The organism is Paucibacter hankyongi (assembly GCF_037482915.1).
Lineage (GTDB): Bacteria > Pseudomonadota > Gammaproteobacteria > Burkholderiales > Burkholderiaceae_C > Paucibacter_A > Paucibacter_A hankyongi.
The window spans coordinates 776,245-793,431 of record NZ_JBBHJX010000001.1; the positions used below are offsets into that span (position 1 = coordinate 776,245).

Here is a 17,187-nt window from a genome sequence, read left to right on the forward strand (position 1 = left end):
AGGTGCTGGTGGTTGACGATGAAATCGTGTCACGCATGGCGCTCATCGACGCCATCACCGACTGCGGCAGCTATCGGATAGCCGAAGCCGAAAATGCCGAGGGAGCGTGGCAACAAATCAGCGGCAAGGCCGTGCCACCCATGCTGGTGTGCTGCGACATTCGCATGCCCGGCATGTCGGGCCTGGAGCTGTTGCAAAAGGTACGCGCCCATCCGGGCTGCAAAGACCTGCCCTTTGTGCTGATCTCTATGGTCAATGAGGCCGCCTCGATCAAAGAGGCGCTGGACCTGGGCGTTAGCGGCTATGTCGTCAAGCCATTCAGCCAACAAGATGCTCGCAACCGGCTCCACAAGCTCTTGGCCTTGGCCAGCAGCAAGACCATGGAGAAACCCGCGCTCACCATGGCCCGCCTCAAGATCGCCCCGGACCGCTACCGCGCCTATCTGACCGGCATGCAAAGGCAGATCGGCCAGATCTTGGCCGAGATGTCCGAGGTCGTGGGACAAGCCGCGGCGACACCCTCAAGCGCCGTGCGACAAAAAATCTCGGCACTGCATGCCAACTGCGCCAGCCTCGGGCTGTGGCGCGCCAAGCAATTGCTCGGCATGAGTTCTGCTGACGACTGCCCGACCAGCATCGCCACCGAGTGCCTGAGCGAGGTCCGCCAGCAACTCCATCAACAGTTGTTCTCACACGAGTGATCTAGATCAAAGCGGCTGCAGACGGCGCCGAACGCCAGGTTTTGCCAAGGTCAGTGGACCTGCAATGCGAATACAATGAGAATCATTCTCGATTAAGACTCTCGGCTGCCATCGCCCCGCGATCGCAAACTCGTGAGCACCCCTAGCCATGAAGATCGATTCCCCAGCCAATCTGGCCCAGGCCCGTATTGGCGAGCCCCTGCAGGTTCTCGCCGTCAGTGCGCCCCAATACGCCCCCGAATGGTCGGCATGGCTGGAGGAAATCGGTTTTTTGCCCGGCGAAGCCGTGCGAGTGATGGCACGCGGGCAGCCCGGCGCCGACCCGCTGGTGGTGCGCATCGGGCAGTCGACCTTTGCCTTGCGTCGTGCCGAAGCCGAGTGCGTGGCCGTCGGCCTCGCGGAGCCACTGCATGCGTGAGTCCGTCATTCACGTTCACCCCAGCGGCCCCTTGCTGGCGCTGGTCGGCAACCCGAACTGCGGCAAGACCGCTCTCTTCAATCGCTTGACCGGCAGCCACCAAAAAGTGGCCAACTACGCCGGCGTGACGGTGGAGCGCAAGGAAGGTCGACTGCACAGTGCGGCCGGCCGGATGTTGCGCCTGCTCGACTTGCCGGGCACCTACAGCCTGCACCCACGCTCGCCCGACGAACGCGTCACCTGCGACGTGCTGGCCGGCCGCGCCCGTGGTGAAAAGCGCCCCGACCTGGTGGTCTGCGTGCTGGACGCCACCAATCTGCGCCGAACCCTGCGCCTGGTTCTGGCCGTCAAGCGCATGAAACTGCCCTGCGTGGTGGTCTTGAACATGGCCGACCTGGCAGCGCGGCGCGGCATCGACATCAAGGTGGAGCAACTCTCGGCCGCCCTCGGCGTGCCGGTGGTGCGCACGGTCGCGACCCGCGGCGAAGGTATCGCCGAATTGAAGGCCTTGCTCGATCAGCGAGAAATATGGGCCCCTGCCGAGCAAGCCCTGCCGGACCTGGGCCAATTGGGCCAACCAGACACCGATCACACCGTCGTCAAACAGATTCTGCAAAGCCTGGACCTGGACAGGCAACTGCCGCATCTGCCCAGCGACCGAGTCGACCGGGTCTTGCTGCACCCCTTGATCGGCCCGCTGATCATGACGGTGATTCTGTTCCTGCTGTTCCAAGCCGTCTTCAGCTGGGCCGAGGCACCCAAGGAATTGATCGAAGCGGGCATGGCCCAGTTTGGCCAAGCAGTCGGACCGCTGCTGCCCGAGGGCTGGCTGCGCAGCCTGGTTGTCGACGGACTGATTGCTGGCGTCGGCGGCGTGCTGGTGTTCTTGCCGCAGATCTTGATTCTGTTCTTCTTCATCCTGGTGCTGGAGGAATCCGGCTATCTGCCGCGCGCAGCCTTCTTGTTGGACCGCTTGATGGGCAGCGTCGGCCTGTCCGGGCGCAGCTTCATCCCGCTGCTGTCCAGCTTCGCCTGCGCCATTCCCGGGATCATGGCCACTCGCAGCATTGCCAATCCGCGCGACCGCCTGGTCACCATCCTGATTGCGCCGCTGATGACCTGCTCGGCCCGCCTGCCGGTCTACGCGCTTTTGATCGGCGCCTTCATTCCACAACGCGAGGTTTGGGGCGGCCTCTCGCTGCAAGGTCTGGTGTTGTTCGGACTCTATTTGGCAGGTATTGCCGGCGCCTTGGCCGTCGCCTGGGTGCTCAAACGCTTCACCAGCGGCAGCCAGGTGCGGCCGCTGATGATGGAATTGCCTAGCTACCACTGGCCCAGCCCGCGCAATGTGCTGATCGGCCTGTGGCAACGGGCGGAGATTTTCTTAAAGCGCGTCGGCGGCATCATCCTGGTGCTGACCCTGCTGCTGTGGGCACTGTCCAGCTTCCCGGCCCCGCCGCCGGGCGCCAGCGGCATGCCTATTGAGCACAGCTTTGCCGGCATGCTGGGGCGCGCATTGGCGCATGTGTTTGAGCCGATTGGCTTCAACTGGCAGATCAGCTTGGCGCTGGTGCCGGGCCTGGCCGCCCGCGAGATTGCCATCAGCGCGCTGGGCACCGTGTACGCCTTGTCGTCCACGGCCGAAGACACCGCGCAAGCCTTGGCCCCGTTGATCGCCGACAGTTGGAGCCTGCCCACCGCGCTGTCGCTGCTGGCCTGGTTCGTGTTCGCGCCGCAATGCATCGCCACGCTGGCCGCGGTCAAACGTGAAACCGGCGGACTGAAGATGCCGCTGCTGATGGCAAGCTATTTGTTTGGGCTTGCCTATCTGGCCTCATTCCTAACTTTCCGGATCAGCAGTTGGTTGTTGGCCTGACGCAGGCCGGCGGCGGCTGCCCATCTTCACCCTAACTGCGGGTTTTTGCCGATAGCCGACCTGCTGACGAGGCCGCTTTTACCCGTCAGGAATCTCTACAATGCCGCCGATCGGCCTCGCCGGGTCGAACGCTCACGAATACCTATTGGTCGAAAGAATCTCATGAAAATCTCCAAGCTGATCGCTGCCATGTTGCTGCCCTGCGCCTCGATGGCCATGGCCGCCCCCGCCAAATACATCATCACCGATCACTCGACCGCGCCTTGGATGGACCAAGCGACCGCCGAAGGCATCTGGCTGAAGACCCAGTCCGCCAAATTGGTCAAGCTCTACCCGGCCAAGAAGTGGGGCTTCCTGAGCCAGGTCGAAGGCGGCATGGACGCCTCGAAGACCTGCGTGATCACCGCCCGCACCTTGATGCTGCCGGTCAGCGGCAAGGAACTGCTGTTCAAGCCCGCCAAGAGCGCCACCACCTTCGGCCATTTGGCCAATGCATCGATCGAGCAGTGCAAGGCCTTGGCCGCCACCAAGCTCGACGAGGCAGTGCAAGCCCTCGGCTCGGCTCTGGTCCCCAACTGATTTGCGCCCCCGCTTCGGGGGCTGATCAACACGCCCGGCTTCGGCCGGACAGATTGATCCTGCAACAGGCCTGCGTCCCATGGACCCAGGCCTGTTTTTTCTTCTGCATCGCCGCGGCCTCAGTGCCCGGGCAGCGGATAGACTGAGCCCATGGAGCCTCAGTCCCCTCGCGCACAGCAACAGCGTGTGATCGATGTCCTGCGCGGCAGCTCGGTGTTTGGCAGCCTGCATGAGGACATTCTGCAGGCCTTGGCCGACGCCATCGACTTGCGCAGCGTGCATGGGGGCGACCGCGTCATCATTGAGGGCACCGAGTCCGACAGCATCGTCTTCGTGATCAGCGGCGGCCTGCGGGTGTCACGTCAAGACCGCTCCGGCCAAGTGCTGCTGTACAACCAGGTTCAACCCGGCCAGAGCATCGGTGAATTGGGGTTGATCCTGGGCCAACCGCGCGCCCAGGATGTGACCGCGGTGCGCGACTCCAAACTCGCCCTGCTCAGTCGCAGCGCCTATGAAGCCTTGCTGCAACGCTACCCACTGGCGCTGTCTCAAGTCTTTTTGAAGGCCGTCTACGATCGCCTGCGCAATGCCAATGAAGCCGGCGAGAACCGCATGGCACAGACCTTTGCGTTGATTCCCTTGCGGGCCGATGTACCGACCGAGGCCCTGGCACGCGAGTTGACGCTGGCCTTGTCAAAACAGGGCCGTGTAGCGCTGCTGCGTGCCCCGCTGCCCAGTGATGAACTGGCCCGGCTGGAAGACGAGCATGAGTTCATCGTCTACGAGGCGAACGCCCAAGAGGGCGAGGCACACAAGGCCTGGACGAGACAAGCCTTCCGGCAAGCCGATCAGTTGATATTCGTCGCCAACGCCGATGCCCAGCCCGGTTTAACGGCCATCGAGATGGCACTGGCCCAAGAAGCGGGGCACGCACTCAAACGCAAGCACTTGGCCCTGCTGCACGCGCAGGACGCACTTGTTCCGGCGCTCCCAGGCCCCTGGGTGCAAGGCCGAGATCTGGAGCGTGTTTATCCCCTGCGTTTGAACCGCAGACGCGATGCCGAGCGACTGGCAAGGTTTCTGACCGGCTGTGCCGTTGGCGTGGTGTTGGGCGGAGGCGGGGCGCGCGGCTTTGCGCATCTGGGTGTGTTGCGCGCTTTGCAGGAATCCGCCATTCCGGTGGACCTGATCGGGGGCAACAGCATGGGCGCTCTGATCGGTGCGCAATATGCCTGCGGCCATGAATTGCCGCAGATCCTCAGCCAGACGCAACGCTTTGCTTCGGGTGGCGAGTGGCCTGCGCTACCCTTGGTATCGCTGGTCAGAGGCCGACGCGTGGAGCGCGATTTGCGGCGCATGTTCGGAGACCAGTTGATCGAGCAGCTGTGGCGCCCCTACTTCGCGGCCGCCTGCAATTTGAGCCTGGGCAACACCCAGGTGCTGGACAGCGGTCCGCTCTGGAAGGCCGTGTTGGCCAGCAATTCACCGGCCGGCCTGCTGCCGCCGGTGCTGCACAACGGCGCCTTGCTAGTGGATGGTGCAATCTTGGAGAACGTCCCGGTGCAACCGATGCGCATGCGCTTGGGTACCAAGCTGGAGCGGCGCCGCGGCAACGGGATGATCATCGCCATCGATGTGGATGTGCGCGAGAACCTGCGCGCCGACCAAGGCTTGGCGCGCCTCAGCACCTGGAGCACCTTCAAACGCATGGCCTTCAAAAATGCGCCAGCCTCGCCCGGCATCACCGACATCCTGTACAGCGCCACCCATGTCGGCGGACTGAACCAACGCTTTCGCACCATTTCGCAAGCCGATCACTATCTGGAGCCCCCTGTGGCCGAGTTTGCGCTCATGGCCTACGGCCGAGGTGCCGATATCGTCGAGGTCGGCTACCGGTACGCGATGGAAAAAATTGGCCAATGGGATCTTCACAAACAACAGACCTAGACCATGCAAGCAGCATCCCGCTGTCTTTGAGTCAGCGCGAAGTCTGGCTGGATCAGCGCGCTTGGCCCGATAGCGCGCACCTGAACATTGGCGGCGCGGGCTTTTTGATTGGCCAACTTGATCTGCTGCGATTCAAGCAGGCGCTGCAACTGCTGGTCGATCGCTGTGATGCCCTACGCCTAGTGCCCCGAACCGACGGTCAACAAAGCCTGTTGAGCAGTTACAGGCCAGAACTGACCGTCATCGAACTAGCGGCGCGTGACGCGGACGCCAAACAAGCCATGCGCGAGCATTGGCAAGCCAGCATCCGCCAGCCGATCGGTTTAGACGGCCGGCCTCCCTGGCGCTTCACCTTGCTAAGCGCCGGCCCCGCTCTGTGGGGACTGACCATCCAGTTCCATCATTTGGTCATGGACGGCTGGGGTAGCAGCCTGGTGATGCGGCTTTGGAGCGAGATCTATCAAGAACTTGGCAGCGCTGAAGCAGTACCGGCCAACAAGGCGCCCGGCTACCTGGACTTCATCGACGCTTCGCTGGCCTACAAAAATTCCGCACAGCTGGCACAGGATTCCGCCTATTGGTTGAAACATGTCGGCCAGGTACCGCCGGCGTTGATCGAAGCTCGCGGCCCGCGGCCGCAGCTCAATCATTTGCCACCGGCTCATTTGGCCCACATCCGCCTTGCACGAGCAGACTACGCGCGCATGAGCGAGGCGGCCGAGGCTTTGGGCAGCGGGCCTTTCGGATGTTTCTTGGCGGCCTTGGCTCTCTACTTTGGGCGCACACAGCAGCGCTCAGAAGTCTTGGTCGGCGTGCCGAGTCTGAACCGATCGGGACGGCGCTATCTACACACGCCAGGCATGTTTGCTGGCATTTTGGCGATTCGACTCGAACTCAAACCGGGCGCAAGCGCAGCCGACTTATTGCATCAAGTCGGCCAGCAGATGCTCGGAGCCTTGCGCCATCCGCGCTACCCGCTCAGTGAGTTGGCTCAGCATCTGCACTTGCTGCGTGATGGCCGGGACCATTTGGTCGATGTGCTGCTGTCATTTGAACGGCAAGACTACGATCTGCCTTTTGGTGAAGCCCGTTTGACTGAGTCGCGACAGCTGTTCGCCGGCCTAGCGCGTTACCCGCTAGCCATCAGTTTGTGCGAATTTGGCGCGAATGCAGACCCAGAAATGGTGCTGGAAGCCAGCTCCGCTTGCTACGAGCCCGGCGAAGCCGATCTGCTTGGCCGACGCCTCTGGAACTTGGCCCAGGCGCTGGCCACCCGTCCAGAAACCCCGCTTGAGCAGCTTGACCTGCTACCGCCCGAAGAACGCTGGGCCCTGCTCGAAGGCCTGCACAAAGATCTGGCGCAGCTGGAGTCTCCGCAGCCCTATATCGATCTGTTCCTGCATCAGGCCGCGCTCTGGCCCGAGCGCTGCGCCCTGGTCTGGAACGAAGGGCAGATGAACTATGGTGAGCTGGCACGCCGCGCCGAAATGTTGGCGGGACAGTTGCGCACCCTGGGCGCTGCGCGCAACAAAGTGGTGGCCTTGGCGCTTGAGCGCTCACCCGAGATGGTGGTGGCACTGCTGGCCATTGCCAGAGCGGGAGCCGCCTTTTTGCCACTCGACCCGCAGGCTCCTGCGGCACGTTTGAGCGGCATCTTGATCGACAGCGCCGCGGTCGCGCTGCTATTGGCGCCGACAGCCCCAGCGGAGCTACAGAGCCTGCACGGCCGCTGCCTGCGCTTGACGCTCGACTCGCCGCTTGCGGAAGCACCGGCAGGTTTGGCCCCAGAAGATCCGCCCGCTTTGTGGACCTGGGCCAAGGCCGGTGCGGAGGATCTGGCCTATGTGCTGTTCACCTCCGGCTCAACCGGGCGGCCCAAGGGCGTGATGGTTGAGCATGGTGCCTTGTCGCGCCGGCTGGCTTGGCTGTCCAAGGCCTGGGCCATCCACGCCGATGACCGCTCGGCCCAGGGCACACAACTGGGCTTCGACCCGTCCCTGATCGAACTGCTGCTGCCGCTGACCCACGGCGCCAGCATTGCGCTGCCGCCACCGGGCCGTTTGCATCCGCACAAACTCGCTGAGTTCATTCAGCGCCATGGAGCGACCTTCAGTGCCTTTGTGCCCTCTACCCTGCCCGGGCTGCTGGCCGGTTGGCGCGGTCAAGGGGCCGCCCAACTCCTCAAATCGGGCAAGCCGCTCAAATTGCGTGTGGCCTGCTGCGGCGGCGAGGTCTTGTCGCCGGCGATGGCCGAGCGCTTTGTCCGTGAAACTGGTGCCCGCTTGTACAACGTCTACGGTCCCACCGAGGCCACCATCTTCGCCACCGCCTGGCCCTGTCAAGCCGAAGCCATCGACGCAGAACTGCCGATCGGCCTGCCCATCGATGACACCCGTATTTACGTCTTGGGGCCGGACCTGCAGGTGCAACCTCATGGCGTGCAGGGCGACATCTATATCGGCGGCGGCGCCTTGGCGCGCGGCTATATGGGTCGGCCGGACCTGGACCAACAAAGCTTCCTGCCCGACCCCTTTCAAACAGCTCAGCCACAGCAAAGCCAGCCTCGCATCTATCGCAGCGGCGACCGCGGTTGGATCGATGCCTCGGGCAGGCTGCACTTCAGTGGCCGCGCCGACCGACAGGTCAAGCTGCGCGGCTACCGGATCGAATTGGGGGATGTTGAAGCGGCTTGTCTGGCGCAGCCCGGCGTCGAGCAGGCGCTGGTTCAATTGATCCGCGCCGAAGGGCAGGCGCCGGCCCTGCACGCCTGGCTTGGAGGCTCGGCGCTTGACCCCGCGGCCCTACAAGCCGGACTGCGACAACGGCTGCCCGACTACATGCGCCCAAGCCGGCTGATCTGCCTGCCCGAACTGCCCTTGACCCCCAACGGCAAGATCGACGTGGCCGCCCTGCCGCGACAGACCGCCTCGCAAGCGACTCGCCAAGGCGCTGCGCAGCAAGCCGCAAGCACCGCCATGGAGCACACGCTGCACGCACTCTGGAGTCAAGCCCTGAACCCGCCGCCCGAGGCCGGCACGCTGCGGCCGGCCTTGCACTTCGGTGTGCATGACAACTTTTTTGACCTGGGCGGCGATTCGCTGGCCGCCCTCTCCATCCTCGGCGCCATGGAAGAGCGCCTTGACCGGCACCTGCCCCTGCACCTGATGGCCGAGCACCCAACGATTGCCGAACTGGCCCGAGCGCTCAGCCTCCCGCAAGCCCGGCCCGGCATCGTCCGTCCGTTGACCAGCGCCAGCCCAATCCCGTCAACGGACACGGCGCCGCAAGCCACGATCTTTTTGGCGGCCTCTGGATTTGGTGACATCTTGCGCCTGCAGAATTTGGCTCAGTCGCTGCAAGGCGACGCTCAGCTTTTCATGTTGCAAGCCCCGCTGGAGCCGCCCCCTGCCACGATGACGGAATTTGCCTCGCTCTATGCCGATGCCATCGAAGCCCAAACAGCGGGTCCGGTCTGGTTGGCCGGTTTTTCGGTCGGCGGCGTCACGGCGCTTGAAACCGCCCGCGAGTTGCAGCGCCGGGGCCGCCCGCCGCTCGGACTGATGCTGCTGGACACCATCCACCCCGATGCCGTATTTGGCGGCGCCGCCTCCTGGCGCACCTTGGGCTGGCTGGTCCGCAAGCTGCACATGCAAGAACTGAGCATGAATGGCCGGCGGCTCAGCGCCATGTTCAGCGACCCTGGGCTGATCAGCCAGGTGATGGCCTTGCGCGGCCATCACTGCCAGGCCTTCGAGGGCCCGGTGCTCTTGCTCAAATCCAGCGGCCTGGCCGGTTGGAACCGACTGCTGTTCCAAGCCTGGCACCGGATCTTGCCCAAGCACATGCAAACGCGGGTGGTGACGGGCCTGCATGGCTCAATCTTTGAACCCAGCCACGTCGATGAGTTAGCCCAAGCGATGCAGCAATTCATGCACAGCCAAGGCGAGCAGGACGACGCATGAGGCGGGAGGAGCCCATTGCGCCTGGCGATGAATCCAAGCAAGGCCGAAGTCCGGTATGGCGCCTGCTGCTGCTGGGCGCTTGTCTATTGGGTTTGCTCGCTCTGGCGGTCTACTGGAGCACCGGCAGCGACGACCTGAGCCAGCGATTGACACAGTTGCGGGCCTTGGCCGAATCGGCCGGGCCGTTTTGGGTATTGGCGGCCTTCACCTTGGCGCTGACCTTGGCGGTGCCGCTGGGCCTGCTGGCGCTGCTGATGATCGCGGCGCTGGGTCCCTGGGGAGGTTTCGCGGCGGTGCTGGTCGGGGCTTTGATCAGCGCCAGCATCAGCCACGCCATCGGGCACCTGCTGGGTCACCAGGCCTTGCAACGCTTGGCCGGCCCGCGCGTGCGTCTGCTGAGCCGGGCGCTGGGACAACGCGGCCTGTGGACGGTGATCACCTTGCGCTTGGTGCCCCTCGCACCTTTCGCCGTCGTCAATATGGTGGCCGGTGCCACCCACATCCGACTGCGCGACATGCTGCTGGGTTCGGCCCTGGGCATGTCGCCCAGCATCCTGGCGATGGCGTTCTTCATGGACTGGATCTTGGCGCTGATGCAGCGCCCTCAGGAGTTGGGTCGCCCCGCGCTGCTGTTGAGCCTGGGGCTGGTGGCGCTGCTGGCCTTGCTGGGCCTTGCTTGGCGCTATCGGCAGCACTATCGGCATCGACATCGGCGGAAATCTCGTCCAAGCCGATCCGGGCCGGACTGAAGAGACAAAAAACCCATTCAGATTTCAGGAGCGACCGGGCTCGATCCTATACACGCACCGCCTGGCGCCCGCCAGTTGATGTTCACTGCGGGTCACCGTGACCTGCTCGCCCAAGCAGCGCTGGAACAAGCTCAGCTCCGACCGACAAAAGCCCTGGCACTCGGTCGCTGCAGCACAGATGGGGCAATGGTCTTCAATCAACAAAAATCCGCTCGCGTCGACCTCCATGCGGGCCATATAGCCCTCCTCGGCGCGCTGTGCAGCCAGGGCCTGCACACGCTCCGCCAAGCTGCCCAAGCCCTCCAAACGGGCTTGGTATTGCTGGAAATTCTCATCCTCTCTTGCAGCAATCAACTGATCTAAGGCTTGCGGCCCCATCGTCTGGCGAAGCTGGCGTATCAACTGAATCGAAAGCTCGCCATGACGATCCGGAAAGCGCCCATGGCCCGCCGCCGTCAGCCGCCATATTCGACTCGGCCGCCCCACACCGACGGCGGCCTCACTGAATTCCACCAAGCCTTGCTCCAGCAGCGCCTGAAGCTGTTTGTGCGCCCCCATCGGCGTGATCGCACAGGCGCCGGCCAAGGCACTGGCCGGCTGGGGGCCGCGGCTTTTGAGTTGATACAGCAGTTGATCGGCGGTTTGTCTCATGGCTTCACACCGTTCATTGGCTCACGCACCTCGTTCTTGACTTGCTCGGCCAGGCGCAACAGCGCCAGCGCAGCAATGACGCTGGTGAGTCCGCCCAGGCCCATGATCCAACGCGTAGACAGCATCGAAATCAAGCCGCCCAGCAAGGCCATCGCGACATTGGCCAAACAAAAAATGGTGGAGAGCAGGCCCATCACACGGCCCTGCCCATAGGCCGCGAATCGCTCCGACATCCAGGCCGGCAGCACCGCGTTGTACAGCGCCAGCGGCAGGCCCAGGCCAATGATGGCGGCCAAACCAAGGCGGCCCGGCAGCACGGCCAGGGCGCTCAGTCCCAGCGCGGCGCACAGGGCCAACAAGCCGGCACGACGCAGTGGCCGACGACTCTGGCGCATCTTCCCAGCCAGCACACTGACGGTGGTCATGGCGGCACATTGCGCCGCCGTCACCCAGGCAATACCCACGCTGCCAAAGCCCAGGTTCTCGAACATCCACAGCGGCGCAAACTCATACAGTGCGTTGACGCCCAGGCAATAAAACAGTTGCAGCCCAAACAGAGTGGCCAACAAAGGGTCGCGTCGCAACAGCCCCAGCACCTGCTGCTCTCGCAACTCGCTCATAAAGCTCGTCTTTTGTGACGGCTCGGCCGCATCCGGCACTAGCCCTCCCGGCACCCAGAGCATCAGCACCAACAGACAAGGCAACATCGCCGCACCGGCCAGCATGAAGGGCACAGGTTCGCCCAAGGGCAGGCTCAAGCCCCCCACCAAGGGGCCGAGCAACCAACCCATGTACAAGCAGGCGTTGAGCCAGGCGAAGGCTCGGGTTCGGTCGATTTGTTCATGCATATCAGCCAACAAGGCGCGGGCCACGGCCACATTGCTCTCAGTCAGACCGGTCACCAGGCGAGCGAAGGTGAAAAGCACATAGTCCCGTTCACTCAAGGCATAGGCGGTCAAAGCATGGCCGAGCAAGGTGGCGCTCAGCGTCAGGCCCAGCACATGGCGGCGCCCGTAGCGGTCCGACATTGGACCAATGAACAAACTCCCCAACAAGATGCCCAAAGGGTTGGCTGCCAAGGCCAAGCCCATCAAAAACTTCGGATCCAAGCCCGCGAAGTGCGTGAAGTCGTCGACCGGGCCACCGACAAAAATCGGTGCCAAGATCGGATAAGGCATGGACACGCCGATGGTGCTCATCAAGGCCATCGCGCACACCGCCACCAGCACCCACATCGGATGGCGTACATGCATGGCCGGTGTACCCTGCATCGGCTTCAGCACGCTATTCATGCGCCGGCTCCGTCTTGGCGCAAGCAAAGCGCGTAGCCCGGCCAGCCGCGGTACCGCCACTCCTCACGGGTCGCATCGGCCAACTTGATGTCGTGTTCATTCGGGCTGCTCATCAGGGCGGGGATGACACGGTCCCAATGGGCCTCCTCGGCCTGCCCTTGATGAACCCGCTCCCAGGCCGGCTCAGGCCGCCCAATGGACACATAGGCCGCCAACCAAGCGCGCCACAAGGCGCGCAAAACTGTTTGTCCCGCCTCGCTCGTTTCATCAAAAGAGACAGCCTGCAAGAGCACTCGCGCCGCATGCAGCCCCGTCACCAAATGCAAGGCGGTGAAGGCACGCGAGCCCAGATAGACCGCCAAGGAGGCTTCGGCCAGGGCCTCCAGACTCAAATGCGGCCGTCCCACATAAACCGCAAATCCTGGCATCGCATGTGCAATGGCCATGTCGGTCATGATGGTGGTGTCTTTCAGGGGCTGCATCGCCAACCTCGTGTCAGCGCGCAGAGCCAGCAGCGTTTCTCGCAATGATTCGGGCGCGGACTTAGCGCCTGCCACATCGACTTCGGCCGGCTTCACCCAAGGCGGCCCAAGCGGGTCGAAGCTGCTGCACCAATGCGCCAGGGCTTCGGCCAGTTCGGGCTTATGTCCGGACTCCCAGGCATAGGCCAGTCGAATCAGCCCATGAAAGGCGGTTGCTTCTGGCGCAGCCAACAGCCGAGGCAAGTCATGCCGCAAGACCGACAAGGGCGACTGCTGCGCCAAACGCGCGGCGAAGTACGCTCGACAGGCTGGCATATCCTGGCCCAGGGGTGGCTCGGGGAGTGGGTCTGACGGCACCAGGCTCGGCTGCTCGGCCAGCAGTCTCAATTCCAGCCGCTTTTCGGCCCAATTCAACTGCCGCTGCAAGGCTTGTTCATCGCCGCCAAGCCGACGCAAGGCCAGCAGCACCATGGGCAAATGGGTACTCAAACGCAAGCCCGTCGAGCCGGAATATTGCGGGCCATAGCGAAGCGCCTGGTCGAGCGCCTGCGTCAGGATGGGATCGGGAGTCTTCAGCATGGCCTCATCATGCCCTAGCCTCATCAATATATAAACTTTTTGTTTATTAACCAGCTCAGCGTCAGGCCTTTGCTGGCTTTGACCCAAAATAGCGCCATGCCATTTCGACCGCTCACCCTCCCCGCCTCGCTTCAAAGCCCGAACAACACCGCAGCTCGTCTTTGGTTGCAATCGATGCCAGGTCGACTGGAGTCCTGGGGCAGCTTTTTGGACGAAGCCCGCCTGCGCAGTCTCAACCTGGTGGTGTGTTTGAATCCATTGGAAGAAGTGGCGCAACTCTCGCCGGCCTATCACAAGGCGATTGCCGAAGGCCGGCTGCCCTTTCGTTGGCAACACCTGCCGATGCGGGACTTCGGTCTCGGCGCCGACCCAAGCGCGTTTCGATTCGGTGTCGAACAGATTTGCCACAGTCTGACCTTGGGCGAACAGGTGCTGCTGCACTGCGCCGCCGGGCTCGGCCGTACCGGCACCGTGGCGGCCTGCGTGCTGAAACACCTGGGTGCCAGCCGGGAACAAGCCCTGGCGGCCGTCAGAGCGGCGGGATCCAACCCGCAATCGGCCTTGCAATCGGGCTGGGTCGACCAGTTTTGACCGCGATGACGGCAGCAGCCCAGAGGCATTTCGCCCTGCCCGGCGGGATTGGCGCCATTGGCGCTATTGGTGCTATTGGCACGTTTGACCTGCTGTTCACCAATGAAGACTTGCTGGTGGTCAACAAGCCCAGCGGGCTGCTGTCGGTACCAGGCCGCGGGCCGGACAAACAAGACTGCGTGATTCACCGGGTGCAGCAACAGTTCCCCGAAGCGCTGATCGTGCACCGACTGGACATGGCCACGTCCGGACTGCTGCTGCTGGCCCGAGGCCCGGCCGCACAACGCCGGCTCAGCATGGCGTTTGAGGCGCGCCGAGTCCACAAACGATATGAAGCGATTGTTGAAGGCCAGTTGCTGACGCCCCATGACGATTGGGCGGAGATCCATCTGCCGCTGCTGACCGATTGGCCCAATCGCCCGCGCCAAAAGGTCGACCCCATCGAAGGCAAGCCGTCGCTGACCCGCTACCGGCCACTCCATACGGCGTCGAACACCGCCAAGCAAACTCGGGTGTTGCTCGAACCCATCACTGGCCGTACCCATCAGTTGCGGGTGCACATGCTAGCGCTGGGACACCCGATCTTGGGCGATACGCTCTATGGCGAAGTGGCCGACGCCGCCCCGCGCTTGCTGCTGCACGCCAGCTCCTTGAGCCTGCCCGACCTGGATCTGCTCTTTGAATGTCCGCCCGAGTTTTGAAGTTTTGGCCGCCACTAAACCCATGAACCACAACAGCGCACTGCTTCATTCGCCGGCCGCAGAACGCAACCGCCAGCCGATTCTGGAGGCCTTGCTGACCTTGTTGCCCAGCCACGGGCGGGCACTCGAAATCGCCAGCGGCAGCGGGCAACACCTGGAGTACTTCAGCCGCGCCATGCCCGGCTGGCAGTGGCTGGGTTCCGATCCATCGGACCCGGCGCTGGAATCGATCGCGGCCCGCTGCCCGCACGGACCAAGACCGCTGAAGCTAGATGTGGCGCAGCAAGACTGGCACTTGCCTACAGCGCATTGCCGACTTGATCTGATCTATTGCGCCAATATGCTGCACATCTCGGCCTGGTCCAACTGTGCGGCCTTGATGCGCGGCGCTGCCTATCACCTGAGCGAGCATGGCCTGTTGATCGTCTACGGGCCCTTCATCGTCCCCGGTGAAACCACCGCGCCCAGCAACCTGGACTTTGATGCCGAATTGCGCCGCCGTGACCCAGCTTGGGGCCTGCGCTCGCTGGCCGAGGTCGACGATGTTGCCAAGCAGTTTGGCCTGCGGCGGCGGCAGCGCCTGCACATGCCCGCCAACAATCTATTGCTGGTGTTTGAGCCGCACCGTGACGCGGCAGAGACACAAGCCCTGCATTGCTCCTAAGCCCTGATCAACACGCACGACCCACCCAAACTGCCGGAACCCCTCATGACCCAATCCCTGTACATCATCAGCGGCGCCTCGCGCGGCATGGGCCTGGCCATGGCCCGCCAATTGCTGTCACCGCAACACCTGGTCATCGGCATCTCTCGCGGCGTCAGTGCCGAGTTGAGCGCCGAGGGCCAGGCGCTCTCCGCCCCCCTTGAGCAATGGCCTCACGACTTGGCTCAGCCTCTGGCGGCCGCCGAAGCCCTGCAGGCCTGGCTAAAGGCTCAGCCAAGTGGCCGCTTCAGCCAGGCATGCTTGATCAACAACGCCGGGGTTGTGGCACAACCAGGCCCGATTGAAGACGCGTCATTGCAGGATCTGTCCAACGCCATCCGGGTGGGGCTGGAAGCCTGCCTGCTGCTCAGCAGCGCCTTCCTGCGCGGCACAGCCGGCTTAGGAAGGCAGCGCCGTATCCTCAATATTTCCTCCGGGCTGGGTCGACGGGCAATGGCCGGCAGCGCGGCCTACTGCGCAGCCAAGGCCGGGATGGACAATCTGTCCCGTGCCATGGCTTTGGATGAGGCCGCCAAGCCCGAAGGGGCCCGCATCGTTTCGCTCGCACCCGGCATCATCGACACCGACATGCAGTTGCAATTGCGCAGCGGCGACCCGAGCAAATTCCCAGACCAAACCGTGTTTGCCAGCTTCAAAAACAGCGGGCAATTGATGAGTCCCGAAGAAGCCGCCGGCAAGGTGCTGCGCTATCTGGCCCGTCCGGACTTTGGTCAAACCGTTTTGGCCGATGTTCGCGACGCTTGAGTTGGCGCACGGAGAGCCTGAAGCGACCGAGCCGCCATTCATCTGCTGTTCACGCCCTGTTAATTGTCGGAGTCGGCTTGAGAAAGCCACAGCTGCCCCAAAATGGCAGCAACGGCCAATGTTGGCCAGGAGGAAGCTTGTAGTGAAACGATTTTTTGTGTTGAGTGCAACGGTCGCCGTTTTGGCCATGAGCCTGACTTCGTTTGACGCCGAAGCGAAACGGCTGGGCGGCGGAGGGTCGTCCGGCATGAAGCGCGCCACGCCGCAACAAACTCACGACGCCAGCAAGGGCACGCCGCCACAACAGGCCGCAACGCCGGCTCCGCAACAAGCAGCCCCGGCGGCGCCGGGTGCCGCTGCAGCACCTGCGGCCGCCGCACCGAAGCGCAACTGGATGGGCCCGATCGCCGGCTTGGCCGCCGGTCTGGGCATCGCCGCCTTGGCCAGCCATTTCGGTATGGGCGGAGCCTTGGCCAATATGATGACCATGCTGCTGCTGGGCGTCGCGGTGATGTTTGTGATTGGCTTTGTGATGCGCCGGTTCGCGGCCAACAAGGCCAAGCCCGAGGGCATGCAATTCGCGGGCGCTGGCGCCCCCTTCCCGGCCCAAACTCAGCCGCCACAAAACCCCGCCCCTGCGGCATCCACCACACAAGCTTACGCACCAGCGCCTTCACCGGCACCTGTGCAAGTGCCTGCGGCCGTGCCCGCGCCGGCAATGGCCGCGGCTCCCGTGGCCATGGACAACTTCGATGCCGCTGGCTTCGAGCAATTGGCCAAGCGCGTGTTCATCCGTTTGCAGGCCGCCAATGATGCCGGCGATCAAGCCGATCTGCGCCGCTTCACCACGCCCGAAATGTATGGGGTGATTCAGCAAGACCTGCTCGACCGCAAGGGCGCCAAACAATCCACCGAAGTGTTGCAACTCGATGCCAAGGTGGTTGAACGCGTCCAAGAAGACGGGCAACAAATCGTCAGCGTGCGTTTCTGGGGCCTGATCCGCGAGCAAAGCGACACCGCCGCCGAGAACTTCGATGAGATCTGGCATTTGGTGCGCCCTGTCGATGAAAGCCGTGAGTGGGCGATTGCCGGCATTCAAGCCAGCGCCTGAGTTCAGCCTTGAGTTCATTGCCAACACCGAAGAACTCATCAAACAAAAAAAGGCCCGCGACGCGGGCCTTTTTTATTGCT

General features: G+C 63.4%; 15 protein-coding genes. 12 read left to right on the forward strand and 3 right to left on the reverse strand.

Annotated features, from left to right (window positions below; translation table 11 throughout):
* The first annotated feature begins 2 nt into the window (after positions 1–2).
* The 7 genes from WG899_RS03360 to WG899_RS03390 all read left to right on the forward strand — a co-directional run bounded on the left by WG899_RS03360 (position 3) and on the right by WG899_RS03390 (position 10,232).
* Entirely contained in the window at positions 3–701 is a 699-nt protein-coding gene (locus WG899_RS03360) for a response regulator (protein WP_339594193.1), read from the forward strand.
* Positions 702–849: 148 nt separating this feature from the next.
* Positions 850–1,119, forward strand: a complete 270-nt coding sequence (locus WG899_RS03365; RefSeq protein WP_339594194.1) for a FeoA family protein — start codon at positions 850–852, stop codon at positions 1,117–1,119.
* Positions 1,112–2,995, forward strand: coding sequence for a ferrous iron transporter B (gene feoB, locus WG899_RS03370; protein ID WP_339594195.1), 1,884 nt, complete (start codon positions 1,112–1,114; stop codon positions 2,993–2,995). The genes WG899_RS03365 and feoB overlap by 8 nt, the downstream gene beginning before the upstream one ends.
* Positions 2,996–3,157: 162 nt before the next feature.
* Positions 3,158–3,574 (forward strand): hypothetical protein, encoded by a 417-nt coding sequence (locus WG899_RS03375; protein ID WP_339594196.1) that lies wholly within the window; start codon positions 3,158–3,160, stop codon positions 3,572–3,574.
* Between the two features lie 150 nt (positions 3,575–3,724).
* A complete protein-coding gene (locus tag WG899_RS03380; protein WP_339594197.1) occupies positions 3,725–5,521 on the forward strand; it encodes a cyclic nucleotide-binding and patatin-like phospholipase domain-containing protein in 1,797 nt (598 codons plus the stop codon).
* A complete protein-coding gene (locus tag WG899_RS03385) occupies positions 5,494–9,483 on the forward strand; it encodes a non-ribosomal peptide synthetase (protein WP_339594198.1) in 3,990 nt (1,329 codons plus the stop codon). The genes WG899_RS03380 and WG899_RS03385 overlap by 28 nt, the downstream gene beginning before the upstream one ends.
* Positions 9,480–10,232: a TVP38/TMEM64 family protein gene (locus WG899_RS03390; protein WP_339594199.1), complete on the forward strand. Its 753-nt coding sequence runs from the start codon at positions 9,480–9,482 to the stop codon at positions 10,230–10,232. Before WG899_RS03385 ends, WG899_RS03390 begins: the two co-directional genes overlap by 4 nt.
* 24 nt (positions 10,233–10,256) lie before the next feature.
* On the opposite strand, the gene WG899_RS03395 is transcribed toward WG899_RS03390, so the two are convergent.
* From WG899_RS03395 to WG899_RS03405, 3 genes are read right to left on the reverse strand one after another with little or no spacing between them, the layout of a single operon-like run.
* Positions 10,257–10,883 carry a helix-turn-helix transcriptional regulator gene (locus WG899_RS03395; protein ID WP_339594200.1) on the reverse strand — a complete coding sequence of 209 codons (627 nt, stop codon included), beginning with the start codon at positions 10,881–10,883 and terminating at the stop codon, positions 10,257–10,259.
* Positions 10,880–12,175: an MFS transporter gene (locus tag WG899_RS03400; RefSeq protein WP_339594201.1), complete on the reverse strand. Its 1,296-nt coding sequence runs from the start codon at positions 12,173–12,175 to the stop codon at positions 10,880–10,882. The genes WG899_RS03395 and WG899_RS03400 overlap by 4 nt, the downstream gene beginning before the upstream one ends.
* Positions 12,172–13,236: a questin oxidase family protein gene (locus tag WG899_RS03405; RefSeq protein WP_339594202.1), complete on the reverse strand. Its 1,065-nt coding sequence runs from the start codon at positions 13,234–13,236 to the stop codon at positions 12,172–12,174. Before WG899_RS03405 ends, WG899_RS03400 begins: the two co-directional genes overlap by 4 nt.
* 174 nt (positions 13,237–13,410) lie before the next feature.
* Between WG899_RS03405 and WG899_RS03410 the strand changes: the two genes are divergently transcribed.
* From WG899_RS03410 to WG899_RS03430, 5 genes are all read left to right on the forward strand, one after another.
* Positions 13,411–13,827: a protein-tyrosine phosphatase family protein gene (locus WG899_RS03410; RefSeq protein ID WP_339594203.1), complete on the forward strand. Its 417-nt coding sequence runs from the start codon at positions 13,411–13,413 to the stop codon at positions 13,825–13,827.
* 5 nt (positions 13,828–13,832) lie between these two features.
* Positions 13,833–14,528 (forward strand): RluA family pseudouridine synthase, encoded by a 696-nt coding sequence (locus WG899_RS03415; RefSeq protein WP_444718805.1) that lies wholly within the window; start codon positions 13,833–13,835, stop codon positions 14,526–14,528.
* Between the two features lie 22 nt (positions 14,529–14,550).
* Positions 14,551–15,192 carry a DUF938 domain-containing protein gene (locus WG899_RS03420; protein WP_339594204.1) on the forward strand — a complete coding sequence of 214 codons (642 nt, stop codon included), beginning with the start codon at positions 14,551–14,553 and terminating at the stop codon, positions 15,190–15,192.
* 45 nt (positions 15,193–15,237) lie between these two features.
* Positions 15,238–15,996 carry an SDR family NAD(P)-dependent oxidoreductase gene (locus tag WG899_RS03425; protein ID WP_339594205.1) on the forward strand — a complete coding sequence of 253 codons (759 nt, stop codon included), beginning with the start codon at positions 15,238–15,240 and terminating at the stop codon, positions 15,994–15,996.
* A gap of 142 nt (positions 15,997–16,138) precedes the next feature.
* A complete protein-coding gene (locus tag WG899_RS03430; RefSeq protein WP_339594206.1) occupies positions 16,139–17,107 on the forward strand; it encodes a Tim44 domain-containing protein in 969 nt (322 codons plus the stop codon).
* Positions 17,108–17,187 lie beyond the last annotated feature (80 nt).